Annotated in this window: 20 protein-coding genes and 1 pseudogene; 19 read left to right on the forward strand and 2 right to left on the reverse strand. The window is 50.3% G+C overall.

What is annotated here, in order from left to right:
• The 4 genes and pseudogenes from L6H98_RS17585 to L6H98_RS17600 form a co-directional block, all read left to right on the forward strand.
• Positions 1-711 (forward strand): annotated as a pseudogene (locus tag L6H98_RS17585) (DNA ligase); the annotation flags it as partial.
• Positions 708-1016, forward strand: a complete 309-nt coding sequence (locus L6H98_RS17590; RefSeq protein ID WP_236417052.1) for an EscU/YscU/HrcU family type III secretion system export apparatus switch protein — start codon at positions 708-710, stop codon at positions 1014-1016. The pseudogene L6H98_RS17585 and the gene L6H98_RS17590, both read left to right, overlap by 4 nt.
• The gene (locus L6H98_RS17595; protein WP_236417054.1) at positions 1010-1411 is read left to right on the forward strand and encodes a YraN family protein; all 402 of its coding nucleotides are present in this window, start codon (positions 1010-1012) and stop codon (positions 1409-1411) included. The genes L6H98_RS17590 and L6H98_RS17595 overlap by 7 nt, the downstream gene beginning before the upstream one ends.
• A gap of 250 nt (positions 1412-1661) precedes the next feature.
• The gene (locus L6H98_RS17600) at positions 1662-2213 is read left to right on the forward strand and encodes a nitroreductase (protein WP_236417056.1); all 552 of its coding nucleotides are present in this window, start codon (positions 1662-1664) and stop codon (positions 2211-2213) included.
• A gap of 175 nt (positions 2214-2388) precedes the next feature.
• Here the strand turns inward: L6H98_RS17600 and L6H98_RS17605 are convergent, their stop codons facing one another.
• Together L6H98_RS17605 and L6H98_RS17610 are read right to left on the reverse strand one after the other, a co-directional pair.
• A complete protein-coding gene (locus tag L6H98_RS17605) occupies positions 2389-3990 on the reverse strand; it encodes a YifB family Mg chelatase-like AAA ATPase (protein WP_236417058.1) in 1602 nt (533 codons plus the stop codon).
• Between the two features lie 244 nt (positions 3991-4234).
• Positions 4235-4663: an organic hydroperoxide resistance protein gene (locus L6H98_RS17610; RefSeq protein ID WP_236417060.1), complete on the reverse strand. Its 429-nt coding sequence runs from the start codon at positions 4661-4663 to the stop codon at positions 4235-4237.
• Between the two features lie 192 nt (positions 4664-4855).
• On the opposite strand from L6H98_RS17610, the gene L6H98_RS17615 reads away from it, so the two are divergent.
• The 15 genes from L6H98_RS17615 to fliI all read left to right on the forward strand — a co-directional run bounded on the left by L6H98_RS17615 (position 4856) and on the right by fliI (position 21813).
• A complete protein-coding gene (locus L6H98_RS17615) occupies positions 4856-5311 on the forward strand; it encodes a MarR family transcriptional regulator (RefSeq protein ID WP_236417061.1) in 456 nt (151 codons plus the stop codon).
• A 245-nt stretch (positions 5312-5556) separates the two neighbouring features.
• A complete protein-coding gene (gene sucC, locus L6H98_RS17620; RefSeq protein WP_236417064.1) occupies positions 5557-6717 on the forward strand; it encodes an ADP-forming succinate--CoA ligase subunit beta in 1161 nt (386 codons plus the stop codon).
• 67 nt (positions 6718-6784) lie between these two features.
• A complete protein-coding gene (gene sucD / locus L6H98_RS17625) occupies positions 6785-7714 on the forward strand; it encodes a succinate--CoA ligase subunit alpha (protein WP_236417066.1) in 930 nt (309 codons plus the stop codon).
• Between the two features lie 247 nt (positions 7715-7961).
• Positions 7962-9092: a DNA-processing protein DprA gene (gene dprA, locus L6H98_RS17630; RefSeq protein WP_236417068.1), complete on the forward strand. Its 1131-nt coding sequence runs from the start codon at positions 7962-7964 to the stop codon at positions 9090-9092.
• 107 nt (positions 9093-9199) lie between these two features.
• Positions 9200-11299 (forward strand): type I DNA topoisomerase, encoded by a 2100-nt coding sequence (gene topA, locus L6H98_RS17635; RefSeq protein ID WP_236417069.1) that lies wholly within the window; start codon positions 9200-9202, stop codon positions 11297-11299.
• A gap of 21 nt (positions 11300-11320) precedes the next feature.
• Positions 11321-12658 (forward strand): FADH(2)-oxidizing methylenetetrahydrofolate--tRNA-(uracil(54)-C(5))-methyltransferase TrmFO, encoded by a 1338-nt coding sequence (trmFO, locus tag L6H98_RS17640; protein WP_236417070.1) that lies wholly within the window; start codon positions 11321-11323, stop codon positions 12656-12658.
• 23 nt (positions 12659-12681) lie between these two features.
• Positions 12682-13224 carry an ATP-dependent protease subunit HslV gene (hslV, locus tag L6H98_RS17645; protein ID WP_236417071.1) on the forward strand — a complete coding sequence of 181 codons (543 nt, stop codon included), beginning with the start codon at positions 12682-12684 and terminating at the stop codon, positions 13222-13224.
• Between the two features lie 125 nt (positions 13225-13349).
• A complete protein-coding gene (hslU, locus tag L6H98_RS17650; protein WP_236417072.1) occupies positions 13350-14750 on the forward strand; it encodes an ATP-dependent protease ATPase subunit HslU in 1401 nt (466 codons plus the stop codon).
• Between the two features lie 913 nt (positions 14751-15663).
• The gene (flgB, locus tag L6H98_RS17655) at positions 15664-16074 is read left to right on the forward strand and encodes a flagellar basal body rod protein FlgB (RefSeq protein WP_236417073.1); all 411 of its coding nucleotides are present in this window, start codon (positions 15664-15666) and stop codon (positions 16072-16074) included.
• A 5-nt stretch (positions 16075-16079) separates the two neighbouring features.
• Complete coding sequence (gene flgC, locus L6H98_RS17660; protein WP_236417074.1) at positions 16080-16532, forward strand: flagellar basal body rod protein FlgC; 453 nt, start codon at positions 16080-16082, stop codon at positions 16530-16532.
• A 60-nt stretch (positions 16533-16592) separates the two neighbouring features.
• A complete protein-coding gene (gene fliE / locus L6H98_RS17665) occupies positions 16593-16904 on the forward strand; it encodes a flagellar hook-basal body complex protein FliE (protein ID WP_236417075.1) in 312 nt (103 codons plus the stop codon).
• Between the two features lie 145 nt (positions 16905-17049).
• Complete coding sequence (fliF, locus tag L6H98_RS17670; protein WP_236417076.1) at positions 17050-18636, forward strand: flagellar basal-body MS-ring/collar protein FliF; 1587 nt, start codon at positions 17050-17052, stop codon at positions 18634-18636.
• A gap of 11 nt (positions 18637-18647) precedes the next feature.
• Positions 18648-19664, forward strand: a complete 1017-nt coding sequence (gene fliG / locus L6H98_RS17675; protein ID WP_236417078.1) for a flagellar motor switch protein FliG — start codon at positions 18648-18650, stop codon at positions 19662-19664.
• Positions 19657-20493 carry a FliH/SctL family protein gene (locus tag L6H98_RS17680; protein ID WP_236417079.1) on the forward strand — a complete coding sequence of 279 codons (837 nt, stop codon included), beginning with the start codon at positions 19657-19659 and terminating at the stop codon, positions 20491-20493. The genes fliG and L6H98_RS17680 overlap by 8 nt, the downstream gene beginning before the upstream one ends.
• The gene (gene fliI / locus L6H98_RS17685; RefSeq protein ID WP_236417080.1) at positions 20494-21813 is read left to right on the forward strand and encodes a flagellar protein export ATPase FliI; all 1320 of its coding nucleotides are present in this window, start codon (positions 20494-20496) and stop codon (positions 21811-21813) included.
• Positions 21814-21824 lie beyond the last annotated feature (11 nt).

A 21824-nucleotide genomic window follows, 5' to 3' on the forward strand; every position in this document is an offset into this window, starting at 1 on the left:
CCCCCCGCCGCAGCCCCTGCGGGCGCTGCGGCAGGGCACGCGCCTGTCACCCACGAGGGGGACCCGTGGGTGGGGCGCGTGCTGAAGCTGCTCGGTGCGGAGCACGAGCAGCAGGCCGTGCACGGCGCGGCTGCGCAAGCGCGCGCCGGAGAGGCGGCGAGTCCGGCTGGCGCGGACTCGCTGAAGGGCCTGCTGCTGCAGCTTGCAAGCAGCGATGGAGCTCCGGCGGCTCTGAAGGATGCCGCCGTCCAAGCCGTTCAATATCTTACCGGTCAGCAGCTGCTGCTGACGACGGACAGGAATGCTACGTTTGCGCAGATGCACTGGTTTATCCCGATAATTGGGCCGGATGGTGAAGAGACGGCTTCGGTACAAATCCAGTCCCGCCGGGGACAACGCGGCGAGCTGGATGCAGCAAATTGCCGGCTGTGGTTTGACCTCAACATGAAAAACCTTGGTCCTACGCTCGTGGACGTACAGGTCGTTAACCATATCGTCAGTTTGCGGGTACTTAACGATCGGGAAGGGATGGGACCGCTGCTGGAAGGTGGACGACAACTCATCCATCAGGCGCTTGATCAGCTGGGGTATCAGCTGCTAAGCTTCCGGACGGAGCCTTGGCCTGCAGATAAAGAGCCTGGAGGCGAACGGAAAGTTAGCGCTTCGGATTATAGTCCTGACCGATACAAAGGGGTGGACGTGAAAATATGAAGGATGAGGTTCAGCCCAATGGGTTGTCCAAAAGAGCCGTTGCGCTGAAATACATTCCGGGAGAGACGGATGCTCCCGTTGTTGTAGCCAAAGGACGAGGCAAAGTTGCGGAAGCCATTCTGGAAAAGGCAAAGGAAAACGGGGTTCCCGTTCAGGAGGACGCCGCCCTGGTGGAAGTGTTGTCCAAACTCGATTTGGACGAGCAGATTCCTGCCGAGCTGTATCAACTGGTTGCGGAAATATTGACTTATATTTACCGTGCCGATCGAATGGCTTCTGCGCAAGAGGATGGAGACGCATGGTAAACGACAAGTCGAATCCATCCAAGGCAATCAGGCTTACGCGCCAACAAAAAGGCAGAATTGGAGAAGAGGCGGCTTTAGCTTGGCTCAAGGAGCAAGGATACCTGATTCTGGAACGCAATTGGCGTTGTCGAAGCGGCGAGATTGATATCATCGCGCAACTGGATGGGCTGGTCATTTTTGTGGAAGTACGGAGTCGAAGCCATGTCTCCAAATTCGGAACGCCCCAAGAATCGGTAGATGCCCGGAAAATACATCAGGTTCGTTCAACGGCTGCGGTTTACCTGCAAAGCCGGGAGACGGCATCTCAGCCGCAAATTCGTTTTGACGTGGTCGCTGTGATGCTGGATCATCGCGGAACGACCGTTTCGGTGAATCATATCGTCAATGCGTTCTGAGAGGCCATGGTGTGACCAAGCGGCACATACGCATAAGAGAATTTGATAGAGGCATGTCCGAGGCAGAATCCTTGTCACTCGGAACAAGCCTCTTTTTGTTGTAGGTGTTTTGAATATGCCCGCTGGCTGGGTGTATAATGGAGCAGCATGGCGTACGATTTAAAAAACAGGAAATGATCTCGCATATTTGATTGCCGGACTTCGATCTCAAACCCATTACCATATCATTGGCAGGAGGTATCCTATTTTTATGAACAATTCCATTCAAACCCATAACGTTGTAAGAGAGACCATTCAAAACCGCCGTACCGTCAAAAAATTCAAACAAGAAGCGGTTCCGACTTCCACGATCGTTGAGCTGCTGGACACGGCCGTGTGGGCACCGAACCACAAATTGCGGGAGCCATGGAGATTTGTGCTTTTCAACGGCGAGGGCAAACAGAAGCTTGCCGATGCCATCGATGCAGAGATGGGCGAAGACAACAAGTTTTCGGCCAATATCAAACAAGTGCCTGCCGTGCTTCTGGTAGTATTGAAAGAGGACCCAAGGCAAAACGTATGGGACGAGGATTTCGCAGCCGTGAGTGCACTGGTGCAAAACTTTATGCTGGCCGCCTGGAGTGAGGAAATCGGAACGTTCTGGGTAACGAAGCCGTTCCTTTACGCTCCGAAATTCCGCGACTTATTGGATATTGAGCCGGGGGAAAAAATTATCGGTATGGTTTATCTCGGGTATCCCGAAGTGATTCCACCTGCCCGGGAGCGGACGCCGGCCAAAGAAAAATTAACGCTGTTCGAATAATCTTCGCGAAGGCGATGAGAATAGTGTAACAGCTTCTACTGCTGAGTCTCATTGGTTAAACGCGCAAATCATAATTAGCCCCAGCTTTCTAGCAGCCTTCGGTCATGAAGGTTTCATAAAGCAAGGGGCTTTTTTGCGTTGAATTTTCCTGGGTTAAGCCTTGTATCCCTTCAAATCAAAACAGGTTCATATCCAACTGCCGATATTGAATGGCTTCAGCGACATGTGCCGTCAAGATGACGCCTTCGTGATCGAGATCGGCGATCGTTTGCGCCATTTTGATGATCCGGTCATGGGCGCGCATGCTTAAATGCAATGCTTGCAACGTATGCTGCAACAACTGCTCTGCTTCTTCAGGCAGCCGTACAGAACGCCGAAGCAGCCTGCCGGAAAGCTGGCTGTTCCAGCGAATGCCGCTTCCGGCATAGCGTTTTGCCTGGATTTGATGGGCACGCACGACATTGGCCTGCATTTCGGCGGATGTGGGAGAAGGCGCAGAATGTTTCCATTCGCCGGGTGGCGGCACTTCAATCTGAAGGTCGATTCGATCCAGCAGCGGTCCGGAAATTTTGGCACGGTAAGCCGCGACGCGAGACGGAGGGCAGATGCAGCGTTGTTCCTCGCCTCTGGCGGTTAAATACCCGCACGGACATGGGTTCATGGAACAAGCGAGCATGAACTGGGCAGGGAAGGTGAAGGCAGCCCTGGCCCGGCTTATGGTCACCTTATGATCCTCGAGCGGCTGCCGCAACACTTCAAGCACCTGGCGGTGAAATTCCGGTAGCTCGTCAAGAAACAGAATGCCCCTGTGGGCCAAACTGACTTCTCCGGGCTTGGGTATGCCGCTTCCTCCAATCAAACCTGACGTCGATATCGTATGATGGGGCGAACGGTAGGGCCGTTCTGTCACAAGTCCCGATGCGGCTTCTTTCAGTTTGCCCGCAGCGCTCAAAATTTTGGTCACTTCCAGCGCTTCTTCGTCAGATAATGGCGGGAGGATGGTTGGAAGCCGCTTGATCAGCATCGTTTTGCCCGTCCCGGGAGGTCCAACGAGCAAAATATTATGCATCCCGGCAGCAGCGATCATGAGCGCCCGTTTGGCATGATGCTGCCCAAGAACGTCGGCGTAGTCATCGCGTAATGCTGCGGATGCGGCATGTTGTCCGAAATCCATTGGCCCCGTGCCATTGGCAGGAGATTCGAGATGCGCATAGTTATGCAGCTCCACCGGACCTGCGTCCGGCGTGGTTCCTCTGTCTTCGGAACCGGGCTCATGTGCATTCGGAGCGATGTGCTGAAGATGCCGAATACCATGCACCTGTATTCCGCTGATCAGCGAGCCTTCCGCAAGATTATCGGCAGGCAGGATCACGGAGGTAAAGCCTTGCCGTTTGGCCAGATCAACCATGGCGAGCACGCCGGGAACGGGCCTGACCGATCCGTCCAGAGCCAGCTCGCCCACAATTAATGTTCGTTCTTCTGCTGGAAGCACCAATTGTCCGCTGGTTACGAGAAGGGCGATGGCAATCGCAAGGTCGAACGAGGAGCCTTCCTTGCGAAGGTCCGCCGGCGCCAGATTGATGGTGATGCGCTGCAACGGATACTGGTACCCGCAGTTTTTGATGGCGGCACGAACCCGTTCGACAGCCTCGCGGATCGCCGAGTCCGGCAAACCTATAATCGCGGTAAGCGGCAGGCCGTTGGACAAGTCTGTCTCCACTTCGATGAGCATCCCGTCGATGCCGTACAGACAGGCGCTGTGCAATTTTCCGTACATAAAAAGAAACACCCCCATTTCGTGTGTTGGCTGCGCATAAAGCGGCCGATTCGCGAATGAAGGTGCTTCCTAATCATCTATTAAGCATTGTATATAAAAGGAAACCGGGCGTCAACTCCGATTCGGAACCTTACTGCGGATCGATCCGGCCGGTTTCCTGAACAGCCGTACATTTCGTATTTCCGTATTCGCAAAAAGAGTAGGCCGGCGAGCAAGATTCCGGGCATATCCTTTGAAATGGTTATTACAGTACGTTCAACTCAACGTCGATGTTGCCCCGTGTAGCCCGGGAATAAGGACATGCTTGATGTGCCGCCTCGACCAGCTTCTCCGCAGTGGCTTTGTCCACGCCTTTTGCCAGTACGTCCAGCGTAACAGCGATGCCAAAACCGCCGTCCTCGACTTTGCCGAAATGAACGGTAGCCGTTACCTCGGAGCCTTCCAGCTTGATTTTTTGCATGCGTGCAACCATGTTGAGCGCACTATCGAAACAAGCCGCGTAACCTGCTGCAAACAGTTGCTCCGGGTTAGTGCCTTCTCCGCCGGCACCGCCCATTTCTTTCGGTGTGCGGACATCCAAGCGCAGCTCAGGAACGGAGGACTCGACGTAGCCATTGCGGCCGCCTACTGCTTTCACTGTGGTTTCATACATTTTTTGTTGGATCGTCATCATGATATATCGCTCCCTGTTTTATAATTATATTTTACACAATCAAATTTATCACAATTAAATTGAAAAGTAAAATAATTTGTGTTCAATTATTCTGTTTTATTTTTAATTTGTGATAATATAGAGGTTAGATTCCTGAATCATGTAACACGATTGTTAGGAATGAATGTTTATATAGGCAGGTGAGAGCAACGGATGCAGGAAGACGTTTTGAAGCTGGATAACCAATTATGTTTTGCGATATATGCTTGTTCACGCGAAATTACAAAGATGTATCAGCCTTATCTCGAAGAGCTTGGCGTAACCTATTCGCAATATCTTGTCATGCTCGTGTTGTGGGAGCGCGGAGAATGTACGGTGAAAGAGATCGGCGAGGCGCTGTATCTGGATTCGGGGACGTTGACCCCTTTGCTGAAACGATTGCAATCGGCCGGCCTCATCCATCGTGAACGTTCCGCACAGGATGAACGCAAGGTGCTGATTACGCTGACAGACCCGGGCCGGGAGCTTCGTCAAAAAGCTTTGATGATCCCTGCTTCCATCCAGGGCGATGCTTGCTTGAACAACGCCGAATTTCAGACGTTGCTTGACCAATTCAAGGGGCTGCTTCAAAGGGTGCACGAGACGAACATGAAAGAAGCAAAAAAATAAAGCATCATCCATGACCAAGAAGAGCCTTCGGTAAAAAACCGGAGGTTTTCCAGTTTTATCCAAGTATTCACATTGCGGAATCAAATCCATATCAAAATGCTGTCTATTCACAGCCACATTTTTAAGGAAAGCGTTTTAAAAACATGTTACAATGGACTGGGTTTAAGTAAAAAAAGTCAACAATTGTCTTTTGTTCGTCATCATAACCCGCCTTGTTGCAGTCATGTTGATAGGAGGATTCGAGAATGAATATCCATGAATATCAAGGAAAAGAAGTACTGAAACAGTATGGAGTTGCCGTACCAAACGGGAAGGTTGCTTATACAGTCGATGAAGCGGTTGAAGCCGCAGAGGCACTGGGCAGTCCGGTGACTGTAGTCAAAGCGCAAATTCACGCCGGAGGCCGCGGAAAAGCAGGCGGCGTAAAGGTAGCGAAAAGCACGGATGAAGTTCGTGCCTATGCATCCGAGATTTTGGGGAAAGTGCTGGTTACTCACCAGACTGGACCGGAAGGCAAGGAAGTCAAACGCCTTTTGATCGAAGAGGGCTGCGATATCCGCAAAGAGTATTACGTCGGGGTAGTTGTAGACCGGGCCACAGGACGCGTCGTTATGATGGCATCCGAAGAAGGCGGTACCGAGATTGAAGAAGTGGCGGCGGCAACGCCGGAGAAAATCTTCAAAGAAGTGATCGATCCTGCCATCGGATTGCAGGTCTTCCAGGCACGCAAGCTGGCATACAGCATCGGCATCCCGAATGAGCTGGTTAATAAAGCCGTGAAGTTCATGGTTGCGTTGTACACAGCATTTGTCGAAAAAGATTGTTCCATTGCAGAGATCAATCCGCTCGTTGTTACGGGAGATGGAAACGTTATCGCATTGGACGCGAAGTTGAATTTCGATTCCAACGCATTGTTCCGCCACAAGGATATTCAGGAACTGCGCGACTTGGACGAAGAAGACGAGAAGGAAATCGAGGCTTCCAAATATGATCTCAGCTACATAGCGCTGGATGGCAACATCGGCTGTATGGTAAATGGCGCGGGACTGGCGATGGCGACGATGGACATTATCAAATATTACGGCGGAGACCCAGCCAACTTCCTGGACGTTGGTGGCGGCGCAACGACGGAGAAAGTCACCGAAGCGTTTAAGATCATTCTATCCGATGCCAAGGTCGAAGGTATTTTCGTTAACATTTTCGGCGGGATCATGCGCTGTGACGTCATTGCCAATGGCGTGGTTGAAGCCGCGAAGCAGCTCGGCCTGACGAAACCGCTTGTCGTTCGCCTTGAAGGAACCAACGTGGAATTGGGCAAACGTATTCTGGGCGAATCCGGATTGAATATCGTTCCAGCCGATTCCATGGCCGACGGCGCACAAAAAATTGTTGCCCTCGTCAAATAAGTTCATTCCTTGGTACCGGAGCCATGTCCGGGACATGAAAAATAACCGTAAGGGGATGTGAAGCAACGTGAGTATTTTGGTCGATAAAAATACAAAAGTCATTACACAAGGCATTACGGGTTCAACAGGAATGTTCCATACGAAGGGCGCTTTGGATTACGGAACCCAAATGGTCGGCGGCGTCACGCCGGGCAAAGGCGGAGCGAATGTGGACATCACGCTGGAGAACGGCGAGGTCGTAAGCCTTCCGGTTTACAATACGGTTCTTGAAGCTAAAGAAGCGACGGGAGCGACAGCAAGCGTAATCTATGTGCCGCCGGCGTTTGCTGCGGATTCCATCATGGAAGCCGTGGATGCCGAGCTGGATCTGGTGATCTGCATCACCGAGGGCATTCCGGTCCTTGACATGGTGAAGGTTTCCCGATTCATGGAAGGCAAAAAGACGGTCCTGATCGGCCCTAACTGTCCGGGCGTGATTACGCCGGGAGAATGCAAAATCGGAATCATGCCGGGGTACATCCATAAACCAGGACATGTGGGCGTAGTATCCCGCAGCGGAACGTTGACGTATGAGGCCGTACACCAGCTGACAACTCGTGGAATCGGTCAATCCTCCGCCGTCGGGATTGGTGGGGACCCTGTCAAAGGTTCCGAGTTCATCGATATTCTGAAACGCTTTAACGAAGATCCTCAGACTCATGCCGTGATCATGATCGGTGAAATCGGAGGGACTGCGGAAGAAGAAGCAGCCGAGTGGGTTCGCGACAATATGACCAAGCCGGTGGTAGGTTTCATTGGCGGCGTAACTGCGCCTCCGGGCAAACGCATGGGCCATGCCGGAGCAATCATTTCCGGCGGTAAAGGCACGGCGAAGGAAAAAATCGCAAAACTCGAATCTTGCGGCATCAAAGTTGCGCCGACGCCATCCGAGATGGGTTCGACGCTCGTAAGCGTGCTCGAAGAAAAAGGCATTTTGAATTTGTGCACGACACATTAAAACTTTCCCGTTATAATAGAAGAAACGATGCTCAAAAAATGAGTTTATTTGGGTTATCGACGATATTGTGACACGGAAGGTAAGCAACCTTTTGTCCCTCATCCGGACGAAGGGTTGCTTTTTTGCGTTTTTTTGTCGCAAACAGGAAGGATTACATTTCACGACAAAGTAAACGCTTGCAATCCGGGGTCACTTGCCACACAATATGAGGGAAGCTTTTTTCCCTCCAGCGGGAGGAAGTATACATATGAAAGATAAATGGATTTTATTCGGATTGCATGAAATGGAGGGCATTGGACGGAAAACGATCTCCAAGCTGATGTCCGGTGAGCACAAACTGGCAGACATGCTCGATTTTCGTAAAGAGGATTGGTTAAAGGTCGGGCTGAGAACGGATCAGGCACTCCGTTTGGTCGAACGATTAAATCGAAGCTGGATCGAGGAGAGACGAGAGCAGGTTTATAAACTGGGAATTCGGGTGATTACGTATCTGGATGGTGAGTATCCCATATTATTGAAGGAAACGGGATCGCCGCCTTGGGTATTATATGGCATTGGAGATATGGGTTTGCTATGTTCGGATTCCATTGCCATGGTGGGCACGCGAATGCCGACCGTATATGGCCGCAAAATCGGCGAGAAGCTGGCTGGTGATTTATGCCATGCAGGCTTGACGGTGATAAGCGGGTTGGCCAGAGGCATTGATAGCGTATGTCATGAAGCGGCCTTGCGTGCAGATGGCAAAACCATCGCCGTTTTCGGAACAGGCATCGATCAGATCTATCCGGCCGAAAATCGTGGATTAGCCGCAAAAATTGCTGAAAAAGGACTTCTGCTGTCGGAATACCCGCCAGGCACCAAAGCGCGGCAAGGACTGTTTCCCGAACGCAACCGAATTATTGCCGGACTAAGCCTGGGGACGCTTGTTGTCGAGGCCGACCTTCGCAGCGGCTCGCTCATTACCGCAGACGCAGCCCTGGAAGCCGGTCGGGATGTATTTGCTGTTCCGGGACCGATCACTTCCCCGAAGAGCAGAGGAGCCCATAATTTGATTCGTCAGGGCGCCAAATTGGTCACATCCGTTAACGATCTGTTGGAAGAATATCAAATGGGCTTGCCAAATCCCGAACAACTTCCTTACAATAGAGGTCGTTCAACGAAGAAAGGCGAAGGGATTGCACAAGCGATATTTCCCGAAACAAGTCTTTCTTCCGACGAGCAACGCGTCATCACTCTGCTGGAGCATGAGGAGCAGTCTCTGGACCAGCTTGTGGAAAGGCTGGGTTGGGATTTTGGACATTTGCATTCAGTTCTGTTATCTTTAATCATAAAAAAGCAGATTAACCAATTACCTGGGTCAAGGTATGTGAGGGTATGACGACGCTGCAGCTGCTGCAGTGTGTGAACATAAACGTTATGAGAAGTTAGTTAGATGGGATGAGTTCGCTTGTTTTAGCAGCTCGTCACTGAGAGGAGGATGAACCTATGGCGGATTCACTCGTTATCGTGGAGTCGCCCTCAAAGGCGAAGACGATTGGCAAATATTTGGGCAGCAAGTTCATCGTAAAGGCTTCGATGGGACATGTGCGCGATTTGCCGAAGAGTCAGATCGGCGTTGAGGTTGAAAATGATTTTAATCCGAAATATATTACGATCCGCGGCAAAGGTTCTGTTCTGAAAGAACTCAAGGATGCACGCAAAAAGGTGAAAAAAGTGTATCTTGCAGCTGACCCGGATCGCGAAGGTGAAGCGATAGCCTGGCATTTGGCCCATGCGCTTGAACTGGATGACACCGAGGATTGCAGGGTTGTTTTCAACGAGATTACGAAGCAGGCCGTGAAGGATGCTTTCAAAACCCCGCGCAAAATCAACATGGACTTGGTGAATGCCCAGCAAGCGAGAAGGATTCTTGATCGTCTTGTCGGGTACAAGATCAGCCCGCTATTATGGAAGAAAGTCAAAAAGGGACTATCGGCAGGACGAGTTCAGTCGGTAGCCGTCAAAATCATCTTGGATCGGGAAAATGAAATCAATGATTTCATTCCCGAAGAGTACTGGAGCATTACTGCCAAGCTGACGGCAGACGGCAGCCCTTTCGAAGCCAAGTTTCATCAATTGAATGGCGTAAAAACCGAGCTTGGCAGCGAGGCAGAGGTTCAGGCTGTGCTTAAACAGATCGAAGGCGCTCCTTTTACAGTCAAGGAAGTAAAAGAGAAGGAACGCAGCCGCAACCCATCTGCCCCGTTTACGACGAGTTCCCTGCAGCAGGAAGCGGCCCGGAAGCTCAATTTCAGGGCATCCAAAACGATGTCCGTTGCCCAACAGCTCTATGAGGGCGTTGACCTTGGCAAAGAGGGCACCGTGGGTCTTATCACGTATATGCGTACCGACTCCACTCGAATTGCTGCATCCGCGCAGGAAGAAGCCAAAGATTACATCATCAGCAAGTATGGCGATGCCTTTGTGCCGGAAACTCCACGCAACTATGCGAAAAAGGCTGCCAATGCGCAGGATGCGCACGAAGCGATTCGGCCTACCTCCATTTTGCGCGATCCGGATTCCATCAAGTCGTTTATGAGCCGTGACCAGTTCAGGCTGTATAAGCTGGTTTGGGAACGCTTCGTGGCGAGTCAAATGGCTTCTGCCATTCTGGATACCCTGTCGGTAGATATCGCTGTGGGAGACGCCACGTTTCGGGCGGCTGGTTCGAAAGTCCGCTTCCAGGGATTCATGAAGGTGTACGTGGAAGGCAATGACGACGGTACAACCGAAGAGGATCGTTTGCTTCCGCCGCTGAAAAGCGGTGATGTGCTCGAAAAGCAAGAGATCGAACCGAAACAGCATTTTACGCAGCCGCCGCCGCGGTATACGGAAGCAAGGCTCGTTCGCACGTTGGAAGAGCTGGGTATAGGGCGTCCAAGTACGTATGCGCCAACGCTGGAAACGATCCAGAAACGCGGATATGTCGCGATCGAAGAAAAGAAATTCATGCCGACTGAGCTTGGTGAGCTGGTTATTGAGCAAATGGAGGAGTTTTTCCCGGAAATTCTGGATGTCGAGTTTACGGCCAACATGGAGGGGGATCTCGACCATGTGGAGGAAGGCACGGAAGATTGGGTGAAGGTCCTCGCCGAATTCTATGAATCGTTCGAGAAGCGCCTTGAATTTGCCGAAGAAGAAATGAAGGAAATCGAGATCGAAGATGAAGTCTCGGATGAAACATGCGAAAAATGCGGCAAACCGATGGTTTACAAGCTGGGTCGTTTCGGGAAATTTTTGGCATGCTCCGGCTTTCCGGATTGCCGAAACACGAAACCGATCGTCAAGGATATCGGCGTAACTTGTCCAAAATGCAAGGAAGGACATGTCGTGGAACGGCGCAGTAAAAAAGGACGGGTGTTTTACGGCTGCGACAGATATCCGGAGTGCGACTTCGTATCCTGGGATAAACCGTCTGCCAAGCCGTGCCCTAGCTGCGGTTCCATGATGGTTGAGAAGCGCAACAAGCAGGGAACTCGCCTGCAGTGTACTTCATGCGATCATCAGGAGCCCGTGGAGGAGCCGGAAGAAGAATCAGCGCAATAGCATAGATGGGGGTAAATGATTTTGAGTAATGAACAACAAGTGACTGTGATTGGTGCCGGATTGGCCGGTACGGAAGCGGCCTGGCAAATCGCAAGCCGCGGGGTGCGCGTGAAGCTGTATGAAATGAGACCCGTAGTGAAAACGCCTGCACATCACACGGATAAATTCGCCGAACTGGTATGCAGTAATTCGCTTCGTGCCAATGGGTTGACCAATGCGGTCGGCGTCCTGAAGGAAGAAATGCGCATGCTGAACTCGCTGGTGCTTGCAGCTGCAGACCGCCATGCAGTACCTGCTGGCGGTGCGCTTGCCGTTGACCGGGACGGGTTTTCGGGTGAAATTACATCTACGCTGCACAATCATCCGCTGATCGAAGTGGTGAACGAAGAGTTAACCGCGATTCCGGAGGATGGCATTGTGGTTGTGGCTACCGGCCCGCTGACTTCGCCTGCATTGTCCGAGCAGATCAAAGCGCTTATGGGCGAGGAATATTTTTACTTTTACGACGCGGCTGCGCCGATTATCGAAAAAGATTCCATCGACATGAACAAAGTATATCTTGCATCCCGCTATGACAAAGGCGAGGCGGCATATCTGAACTGCCCGATGACCGAAGAGGAATTCGACACGTTCTACGAGGCGCTGATTACGGCTGAAGTCGCTCAATTGAAAGAATTCGAGAAGGAAATTTATTTCGAAGGCTGCATGCCGATTGAAGTCATGATGAAACGGGGAAAACAAACCGCGCTGTTCGGACCGATGAAACCGGTTGGCCTCGTCAACCCGCATACAGGGACGCTGCCGCACGCAGTCGTTCAGCTGAGACAGGACAATGCTGCAGGCACGCTGTACAATCTCGTAGGCTTCCAGACCCATCTGAAATGGGGAGAACAAAAGCGGGTATTCTCGCTGATTCCTGGTTTGGAAAATGCGGAATTCGTGCGTTATGGAGTCATGCACCGAAACACGTTCATCAACTCGCCGAAGCTGCTTCACCCGACCTATCAATTCAAAGGGCGTTCCAACCTGTTCTTCGCCGGCCAAATGACCGGGGTTGAAGGGTATGTGGAATCCGCGGCATCCGGACTGATTGCCGGTATGAATGCAGCCAAGCTTGCGCTGGGTCAGGATATGGCTGTGCTGCCTGCGGAAACGACGCTGGGAAGCATGGCTCAATACATTACCACTGCCGATTTCAAGCATTTTCAGCCGATGAACGCGAATTTTGGTTTGCTGCCGAAATTGGCTCAGAAAATTCGCAACAAAAAAGAAAAAAATGAAGCTCTTGCTCAGCGTGCACTGGACGGCATTGCCCGTTTTGCGGCTGAGGAGGGCCTGACGGTTCCTGGACGCGTTTAAATCATACGTAGGAGGCTTATATCATGGACATGTCATTTCACGCGACGACGATCTGTGCTGTGCGCCATAATGGCAAAGCCGCGATTGCCGGGGATGGGCAGGTGACCATGGGACAGAGCGTGGTCATGAAACAAACGGCCAAAAAGGTGCGACGTTTGTACCGGGGGCAGGTCGTTGCCGGTTTTGCGGGATCTGTAGCTGACGCTATTACCTTGTTTGAAAAATTCGAAGGCAAGCTGGAGGAGCATCACGGCAATCTGCAGCGGGCTGCCGTTGAGCTCGCCAAGGATTGGCGTCAGGATCGGATTTTGCGCAAGCTGGAGGCTTTGTTGATCGTGATGGATCATAGCGGCATGCTCCTTATTTCCGGCGGTGGCGAAATTATCGAACCGGATGACGACGTCATTGCAATCGGATCGGGGGGGAACTTTGCTTTGTCAGCCGCAAGAGCATTGAAACGTCATGCCACGGATCTGGAAGCAAAGGATATCGCCAGGGAGGCGCTTCAAATTGCCTCAGAGCTATGCGTGTATACCAATAACAACATTATTGTCGAAGAGCTGTAATGTAACCCCGCAAGCGAGAACCTGGGTCGAAGGTTTGTTTCAAGCGCTATGCGGGGTTACCCCTAGTTTTGGATAAAAGTTAAGATGCCGGAAAAAATCCGGCATAATGGCAGGAGGGAACCGGAATGCAAACTCAATCGTTAACCCCAAGACAAATCGTAGCAGAGCTGGATAAGTACATTGTAGGACAGAAGCAGGCGAAGAAATCGGTGGCGGTTGCGCTTCGCAACCGTTATCGACGGAGCCTGCTGCCTGAACACACCCAGGACGACATCGTACCGAAAAACATTTTGATGATCGGCCCGACCGGGGTCGGGAAAACGGAAATCGCGCGCCGCTTGGCCAAACTGGTAGGCGCTCCTTTCGTGAAAGTGGAAGCTACGAAATTTACGGAAGTAGGTTATGTCGGCCGCGATGTCGAATCCATGGTCCGTGATCTGATCGAAACGTCCCTGCGCATGGTGAAACAGGAGCGTACGGAAAAAGTGAAGGATAAGGCTGAGGAAGCCGCCAATGAGCGAATCGTACATATTTTGGCGCCTTCGACGTCCCGTTCTAAAAACCAGCGTAATCCGTTCGAAATGATCTTTGGCAACAATTCGAGCCAGGAAGACGAACAGGAAGATCGCCAAACCGATTCCGGGCTTGCGGAAAGACGGCGGAAAATCAAATTCGACCTGTTGTCAGGCAAATTGGAAAACGAAATTATCGAAATCGATGTCGAGGATACGACGCCTTCCATGATGGATATGTTTGCCGGGCAGGGGAATGATCAGATGGGCATGAACATGCAAGAGATGTTTGGCAGCCTGCTGCCCCGCCGCACCAAAAAACGCAAGCTGGCCATCAAGGAAGCGCGCAAGGTGCTGACCCAGGAAGAAGCGGGCAAACTGATCGATATGGATGATGTCACCCAAGAATCGGTCCGTCGGGCAGAACAAACGGGGATCATTTTTATCGACGAAATTGACAAAGTAGCCAGCCAAGGGCGCGGGAGCGGCCCGGACGTCTCCAGGGAGGGTGTACAGCGCGACATTCTGCCGATTGTCGAGGGTTCGACGGTGATGACCAAATATGGGCCCGTTAAAACGGATTATATCCTCTTTATCGCAGCTGGCGCATTTCATGTCGCGAAGCCGTCGGATCTCATTCCGGAGCTGCAGGGACGTTTTCCGATTCGCGTGGAGTTGGATAGCTTGACGCTTGAAGAATTCGTATCCATTCTGACAGAACCTAAAAATGCGTTAACGAAGCAATATGTCGATTTGTTGCGAACGGAAGATATTGAGATCGAGTTTTCAGCCGAAGCCATTCGGGAGATCGCAAAGCTTGCCGTGTCCGTAAACCAGAACACCGAGAATATCGGTGCTCGCCGTCTGCACACCATTCTGGAGAAGCTGCTGGAGGATTTATCCTTTGAGGCCCCTGAGCTGACGCTGGAGCGCATGCTCATTACACCGGAGTATGTTCGGGAAAAACTCGGCGATATTGCACAGGATCGCGATTTAAGTCAGTACATTCTATAAGGGAAAAGACACGCACCGGGCGAATGTCCCAATGCGTGTCTTTTTTTTGAAGCTTCGCATATAATTTCGACATTTTTGTTACATAGCAGCTAATGTTTAACAACGTTTTAACCGATAATAGAGTAAAAGCACGATGGGACATGCCGAAATATAGGACTTGTGAAGCAGATCAAGGAGATTGTCTTAGATAAGCATCCGCATATGTTTAAAATTCAATTGGTTTGAATTCCAAATATAGGTTTATTTATTGTCCTAGTCTAGTGATCGGTTTAATGGCAATGGGTCGGTTTTATTGCGCAAATGCGAAAAAAGCCTGAGTAATGGGACATTTTGGATGAAACTGAAAACCGGGGACGGTGCACGGTTTTGTTAACTCTAAATGTTAAGAAATTGTTAGTCTCCCAAGTTCAGAAATGAAGGGTTGTCTTCTGGACGGGGTGTCAATTATGAATTACAACGATACATCGGTTTTATTGCATCCTGGTTTGGAAAGCCTATTGTTACGCCAAATTTTTCATGTTTAACCATGGGAAAATTCGCCGGATAACTCTTCGCTCAATTCGGATCGCTTAAAAATATAGATGAAATCGTGAAGCGAACTTTGAATTGTAAGAGACTAGATGTTAAGTAGATTTAAACAATGTTTTCTTTTGGGTCCCATCGTTTACGAAAAAAATCATAATTTGCTGAAAATACTCAAAAAGCTCTGTCTTTAAGAAAAGATAGGGCTTTTTTCTTATTGTAATAAATGCCAATCTCTAAGAAACTTATGTTATACGACAACATCAGAGTTAATTCTACTTAAGTCCTAGATCGACGGATAAAAACGAACCTGTTTTTGTCGAAAACAAGGATAACTTGAAGAAAAAGGGTTGTAACTTTTTCCATAATTTTAAAAGAGAGGAGGGATATTATGAATCTTTTGAATGATATTAGTTTTAAAAGGTTGCAAGGTGCACTTGATGCGTCGAATATGCGGCAAAATGCCATTGCCAACAACATCGCGAATGCTGACACCCCGTATTTCAAGCGTTCTGACATTTCTTTTGAAGAAATGCTGCAACAGCAAATGAACGATGGGGATATCAAGGTTTTGAAAGGGAAAGTGACAGATCCAAGGCATTTTGTCATAGGTCCTTCCTCTTCCGTTCCTGCGCCAGTAGTCGAAATGGACCAGAGCACCTCCATGAACAATAACCAGAACAATGTCGATATTGATCGTGAGATGAGTCTTCTGGCGGAGAACCAACTGAGATATAACGCCTACATTCAGCAGGTAAATGAACAGATCAAGATGATGCGAGTCGGAATTGAAGGGAGATAATTCTAGTGAACGTTAGCAACAGCTTTAGTATTAGTTCGTCTGCTCTAACCGCGCAGCGTTTGCGGATGGATGTGATCTCGTCCAACATTGCGAATGCCGAAACGACCCGTGCCAGCGTGTCCAACGGAGAAGCGGTCCCATACAAAAGGAAAATGGTTGTCCTGGAACCGAACAAATCTTCTTTCAGCAGCCTTCTTCAAAGTCAGATGCAAGGAGGGGCTACCGGGAAAGGAGTCAGGGTTTCGGAAATTCGCGAAGATCAGTCACCGCTTAAACCGGTGTACGATCCGACACATCCGGATGCTAACGCCGAAGGTTATGTCATGATGCCCAATGTCGACATCGCCAAAGAAATGGTGGATATGATCTCGGCCTCACGCTCATATGAGGCAAATGTTACAGCACTGAATTCCACCAAAGCGATGTTCACGAAAGCTCTGGAAATCGGAAGAGCCTGATTGAATGTAAATCGGTAGCACCAAGTGAGACAAACGAAAGAGCTGACGGGAGGGACATTAATGATTCAAAATAACATGTTCAGTATACAAGGGGCTCAACCTTTGCAGTTGCAGAGCACGACAGTGGAACGGCCATCCACACCAGCCGAAACGATTCAAAACTTCGGTACATATCTACAAGAGGCTCTTGGCTCCGTAGCGGCCCAAGAGACCGAGTCACACGAAATGACCAACCAGTTTTTGGTTGGCAAAGCAAATATCGATCAGGTCATGATCACGTCTGAACAGGCGCTGCTTAGCTTGCAGTTGACGACCCAGATTCGAAACAAAGTGATCGAAGCATATCAGGAAATTATGCGTACTCAACTGTAATAGCACGCCTGCAATGATGTCGGCGCTGGACCTAACAACTAGCAGACGCGGTACTGATCCTGCCAACATTCTTCCTGCTTTCAAACGAGCGAGCGACGGAGATGGCTTCGGGACAGATTAGCAAAGTTTCGGATGGGGTGACAGAGTGAACGAGAGAATGGCCCGGTACAAGGACAAAACGGTCCAGTATTGGAATAGTTTCAGTAAAAAACAAAAGATATTGCTAGTATCCACTTTTGCATTTTTGATCTTGGCTGCGGTTGTCGTGACGATGCAATTGTCCAAGACGGAATATGAGGTGGCCTTCAAGGATCTGAACGCAAGCGATTCCGCAGGAGTCATCAATTATCTGAATTCGGCGAACATCCCTTACAAATTAAGTGCGGATGGCAAATCGATTTCGGTTCCAAGCACCGACGTGGCCTTGACAAAAGTCAATGTGGGTTCGCAAGGCATCATTCAAAACGGTTCTTTGGGATATAAGGCATTCGAGGAATCCTCGTCGCCGATCGGAATGACCGACAAAGAGTTCGATGTCAAATACAACAACGCGATTAACGGGGAAGTAGAACAGCTTCTTCAACGGATGCAAGGCATTCAAGAGGCGAAGGCTCTGATTAATATGCCGAAAGATAATATTTTTGCAGGCCTTGAAGAGCAGGACAAAGCATCTGCTTCCATTGCATTGACGTTCCAGCCTGGATATCATCCTAACCAGGCGGCTGTAGACGGGTATTTCAATCTCGTGAAAACAGCGGTTCCCAATCTGCCGATTGAGAACATTACCATTACGAATGCCGACGAAGCTGAACTGATTCCGACTGCACGAGGAGGCAGCGGCGGATTATCCTCCGAAGTTCAGGAAAATATGGCGTTGCAGAAAAAGTTCGAAAACGATGTGCGCAACAATGTGAAACAATTCCTGTCCCAAATCGTGGGCGAAGACAAGGTTAACGTATTGGTGGCGTCCAAACTTAACTTTGATAAAGAAACACGCAAGGAAAACCTGGTAACACCGGTAGACACCGAAAATATGCAAGGGATCGCCATCAGCGTACAGGAGATCCAGAAGAGTTATTCAGGTGCAAGCAATCCAACCGGCGGTGTAGCAGGTACCGGTCAAGAGGAAATTCCCGGATACCCGTCTGCCGACGGCGGCTCGGGGAATTCGACTTCCGAAGAGTCCTCAAGCACCAGAAATTACGATGTAAACCGGATTGTGAAAGATATCGTTTCAAGTCCTTATACTGTAAAAGATTTAACCATTAACGTCGCGGTTGAACCACCAGCAGGCCAAACGGAATTGCAGCAGCCTGTCCAGGATGCGATCGAGAACATTCTGGTAAATATCGTCCGTGCTTCCTTGGCTGATTCAGATGTTCAATTAACAGACGCGGATTTGACTAAAAAAGTTTCAGTGATTTCCCAAGGATTCCAAACGACAACTGCGGAAAGCACCGGTTTCCAACTTTCTTCATGGATGTTATGGGCAGCAGGCGGGTTAGTGGCAGCGCTGATCGCTGCAGTGGTGATCCTGCTTGTGCGTCGCCGTCGCAGACAAGAAGAAGACGAAGAAGAGGAGCTTCCTCTCCCTGTAGCAACAGAGTTTCCGTCCATTACGCTGGACAGTGTGACGAACGAAAGTCAAGTGCGCAAACAATTGGAGAGTTTGGCAAAGAAAAAGCCAGACGAATTCGTCAATCTGCTGCGTACGTGGCTGGCTGACGAATAGAGGTGAATGCATTGGCAAAAGCGAGCGGTCAAGGATTGACCGGAAGACAGAAAGCAGCAATTTTATTGATTACGCTGGGACCGGAAGTTTCGGCCCAAATCTTCAAACATCTCAGAGATGAAGAGATCGAACAGCTGACATTGGAGATTGCCAATGTTCGCAAAGTGGATTCTGCGGAAAAAGAAATGATCTTGGCGGAATTCCACCAAATTTGTTTGGCCCAGGAATACATCTCTCAAGGCGGTATTACCTATGCCAGAGAGATTTTGGAGAAAGCGCTCGGCTCTCAAAAAGCGCTTGAAGTTATTAATCGCCTGACGGCCACGCTGCAGGTCAGACCATTTGACTTTGCGCGCAAGGCAGATCCGAACCAGATTCTGAACTTTATCCAGAACGAAAATGCACAGACCATCGCTCTCGTTCTTTCTTATCTTCAATTTGAACAAGCGGCTGCCATCCTTTCATCTTTGCCGCAAGAGAAGCAGGCGGATGTAGCCCGAAGAATCGCGGTCATGGACAGCACGTCTCCGGAAGTCATTGCGCAGGTGGAGAGAGTCTTGGAGCAGAAGCTTTCATCAACAGTAACACAAGATTATACGAACGCAGGTGGTATCGAATCCATCGTGCAAATCCTCAACGGGGTCGACCGGGGGACGGAACGCACCATTCTGGATTCCTTGGAAATTCAGGATCCGGAGCTTGCCGAAGAAATCAAAAAACGGATGTTCGTGTTCGAGGATATCGTCAATGTGGACGATCGTTCGATTCAGCGCATTATCCGCGATATCGACAACGCCGACTTGCAGTTGGCATTGAAAGTGGCCAGCGAAGAAGTTCGGGATGTTATTTTCCGAAATATGTCGAAGCGTATGGCCGAAACGTTCAAAGAAGAAATGGAATTTATGGGTCCTGTGCGTCTGCGTGACGTTGAAGAAGCCCAAACGCGCATCGTAGGAACTATCCGCAAACTGGAGGATGCAGGTGAGATCATTATCGCCCGTGGCGGAGGAGATGACATCATTGTCTAATTTGATTAAATCTTTTCAGTATGTGCCTGCTCAGGATCACAAGCGTCTGGAAAACCACCATTATTACGGAGAAGCGGAAACAGCTTCGGATGGTGATGATGATTCGACACATGCCGCATCATTGCAAGCACGTGTTGACGAGGAATCCAAACGCCTGACGGAAGAGATGCTGAAGGATGCCAAGGAGTTTGCGGAAAAGCAGGTGCGTGAAGCTTCAGAGCAGACGGAGCAAATGCTTCAGGAGGCGAAGGAACAGATCGAGGCCTGGTGGCAGGAGCAACGTCAGCAGGATGAGCATTTAATTGAAGCCATGCGTTCACAAGGCTTTCAGCAAGGCTATGAAGAGGGCAGGGTACAGGCTGAACATGAGCTCCAGGTGAAAATCGAAGAGATGATGAAGGAAGCCCAGCAAGTTCTCCGAGAGGCATATGTAGCAAAAGAGCAAATCATTCAGGAAGCAGAGCCTTTCCTCGTTGAACTTGCTTGCGGAATAGCGGAAAAAGTGATCGACAAACAGCTGACGCTTGATCCGGAGCATATGCTCGAGCTCATTCGACAGAATTTGTCGCGAAAACGGGAGCAGGGCATCATTACGTTGTGTGTAGCCCCTGAACAATTTGCATTTGTCCAGGCTGCGCGGGAAGAACTCGCGCTGTCGATTGATTCGCAGGCGGAATTGCAAATTCTGCCCGATGCGACCGTGAAGGACAAAGGTTGTGTCATCCGGTCGTCCTTCGGGAGTGTGGATGCCCGAATCGACACACAGCTTTCCGAAATCAAAAAAGAATTGGTCCGCATCGCACTTGAGGATGAGGAGTCGAAAAGTTAAATGAAGATTTTAAGCTCGCAGCGATATATGGAACATTTGCGACAATTCGATCCCGTTCGAGTGAATGGCAAAGTGACTCAGGTCATTGGTCTCATGGTGGAATCGGAGGGGCCGGATGCAAGCATCGGCGATGTATGCTACATCTACCCTGGCAAATCGGCCAAACCGCTTCAAGCGGAGGTTGTAGGTTTTCGAGACAATAAGGTGCTGTTAATGCCTCTTGGGGAACTTCAATCCATAGGTCCAGGCTGCGATGTGGTCGGGACAGGCAAGCCGCTTGGCGTACAGGTCGGTTCCGAACTGCTCGGAAAAGTGCTTGACGGTCTGGGCAAGCCGCTCGATGGTTCGCTTTTGCCGTCAAGAATGCCAACCTACTCGACCTCCAATGCGCCGGTTAATCCAATGGATCGCCCAAGGGTACTTGAGACGATGAGTGTCGGCGTGAGAGCCATCGATGGACTTCTTACGGTAGGCAAAGGCCAACGGGTTGGCATTTTCGCAGGTTCCGGTGTCGGGAAAAGTACGCTGATGGGCATGATTGCCCGCAATACGGCGGCGGATGTCAACGTCATCGCGCTTGTCGGGGAGCGGGGGCGCGAAGTTCGTGACTTTATCGAACGCGATCTGGGGCCGGAAGGACTGGAGCGTTCGGTCGTCATCGTCGCGACCTCGGATCAACCGGCCTTGATTCGAATCAAGGGAGCGGTGATCGCTACGACCATTGCAGAATATTTCAGGGACAGAGGCATGAATGTCATGTTAATGATGGATTCTGTAACGCGATATGCGATGGCGCAACGGGAAGTGGGACTTGCTGTCGGCGAACCGCCGGCCATGAGGGGATACACTCCTTCGGTGTTTGCCAGCCTTCCCAAGCTTTTGGAGCGCGCAGGGACAGGGCCGACCGGTTCCATCACGGCATTTTATACGGTGCTTGTCGACGGGGATGACATGAATGAACCTATAGCCGACGCCGTCAGGGGGATTCTTGACGGGCACATCGTGCTGAACCGTGCCATCGCCAACAAAGGCCACTTTCCGGCGATCGACGTTTTGGCCAGCATCAGTCGTGTCATGAAGGATATCGCACCGGAGGAACAACTGGACGCCGTAAACAACATGAAACGGTTGATGGCCGTGTACAAAGAATCCGAAGACTTGATCAATATCGGTGCCTATCAGAAAGGTTCCAATGCAGCTATCGACGAGTCGATCGAACAGATCGAGAACATATGGAATTTTACGAAGCAAAAAGTGGACGAAAAAGTGACGCTAAGTGAAGTGCAGGAACGTTTGATTTCTGAATTTGCAAGGAGATGAAAAGGTAAACG

It is taken from the genome of Paenibacillus sp. JJ-223 (assembly GCF_927798175.1).
In the GTDB taxonomy this organism is placed as follows: Bacteria; Bacillota; Bacilli; order Paenibacillales; family Paenibacillaceae; genus Paenibacillus; species Paenibacillus hubeiensis.

Bases quoted from the DNA above. Each gene is read 5' to 3' on its own strand.
- L6H98_RS17615 (WP_236417061.1), top strand. From the start codon at position 4,856: ATGCAGGAAGACGTTTTGAAGCTGGATAACCAATTATGTTTTGCGATA.
- hslU (WP_236417072.1), top strand. From the start codon at position 13,350: ATGCAAACTCAATCGTTAACCCCAAGACAAATCGTAGCAGAGCTGGAT.
- L6H98_RS17590 (WP_236417052.1), top strand. From the start codon at position 708: ATGAAGGATGAGGTTCAGCCCAATGGGTTGTCCAAAAGAGCCGTTGCG.
- hslV (WP_236417071.1), top strand. From the start codon at position 12,682: ATGGACATGTCATTTCACGCGACGACGATCTGTGCTGTGCGCCATAAT.
- flgB (WP_236417073.1), top strand. From the start codon at position 15,664: ATGAATCTTTTGAATGATATTAGTTTTAAAAGGTTGCAAGGTGCACTT.
- sucC (WP_236417064.1), top strand. From the start codon at position 5,557: ATGAATATCCATGAATATCAAGGAAAAGAAGTACTGAAACAGTATGGA.
- dprA (WP_236417068.1), top strand. From the start codon at position 7,962: ATGAAAGATAAATGGATTTTATTCGGATTGCATGAAATGGAGGGCATT.
- fliI (WP_236417080.1), top strand. From the start codon at position 20,494: ATGAAGATTTTAAGCTCGCAGCGATATATGGAACATTTGCGACAATTC.
- L6H98_RS17610 (WP_236417060.1), bottom strand. From the start codon at position 4,663: ATGATGACGATCCAACAAAAAATGTATGAAACCACAGTGAAAGCAGTA.
- L6H98_RS17595 (WP_236417054.1), top strand. From the start codon at position 1,010: ATGGTAAACGACAAGTCGAATCCATCCAAGGCAATCAGGCTTACGCGC.
- topA (WP_236417069.1), top strand. From the start codon at position 9,200: ATGGCGGATTCACTCGTTATCGTGGAGTCGCCCTCAAAGGCGAAGACG.
- L6H98_RS17605 (WP_236417058.1), bottom strand. From the start codon at position 3,990: ATGTACGGAAAATTGCACAGCGCCTGTCTGTACGGCATCGACGGGATG.
- fliE (WP_236417075.1), top strand. From the start codon at position 16,593: ATGATTCAAAATAACATGTTCAGTATACAAGGGGCTCAACCTTTGCAG.
- L6H98_RS17600 (WP_236417056.1), top strand. From the start codon at position 1,662: ATGAACAATTCCATTCAAACCCATAACGTTGTAAGAGAGACCATTCAA.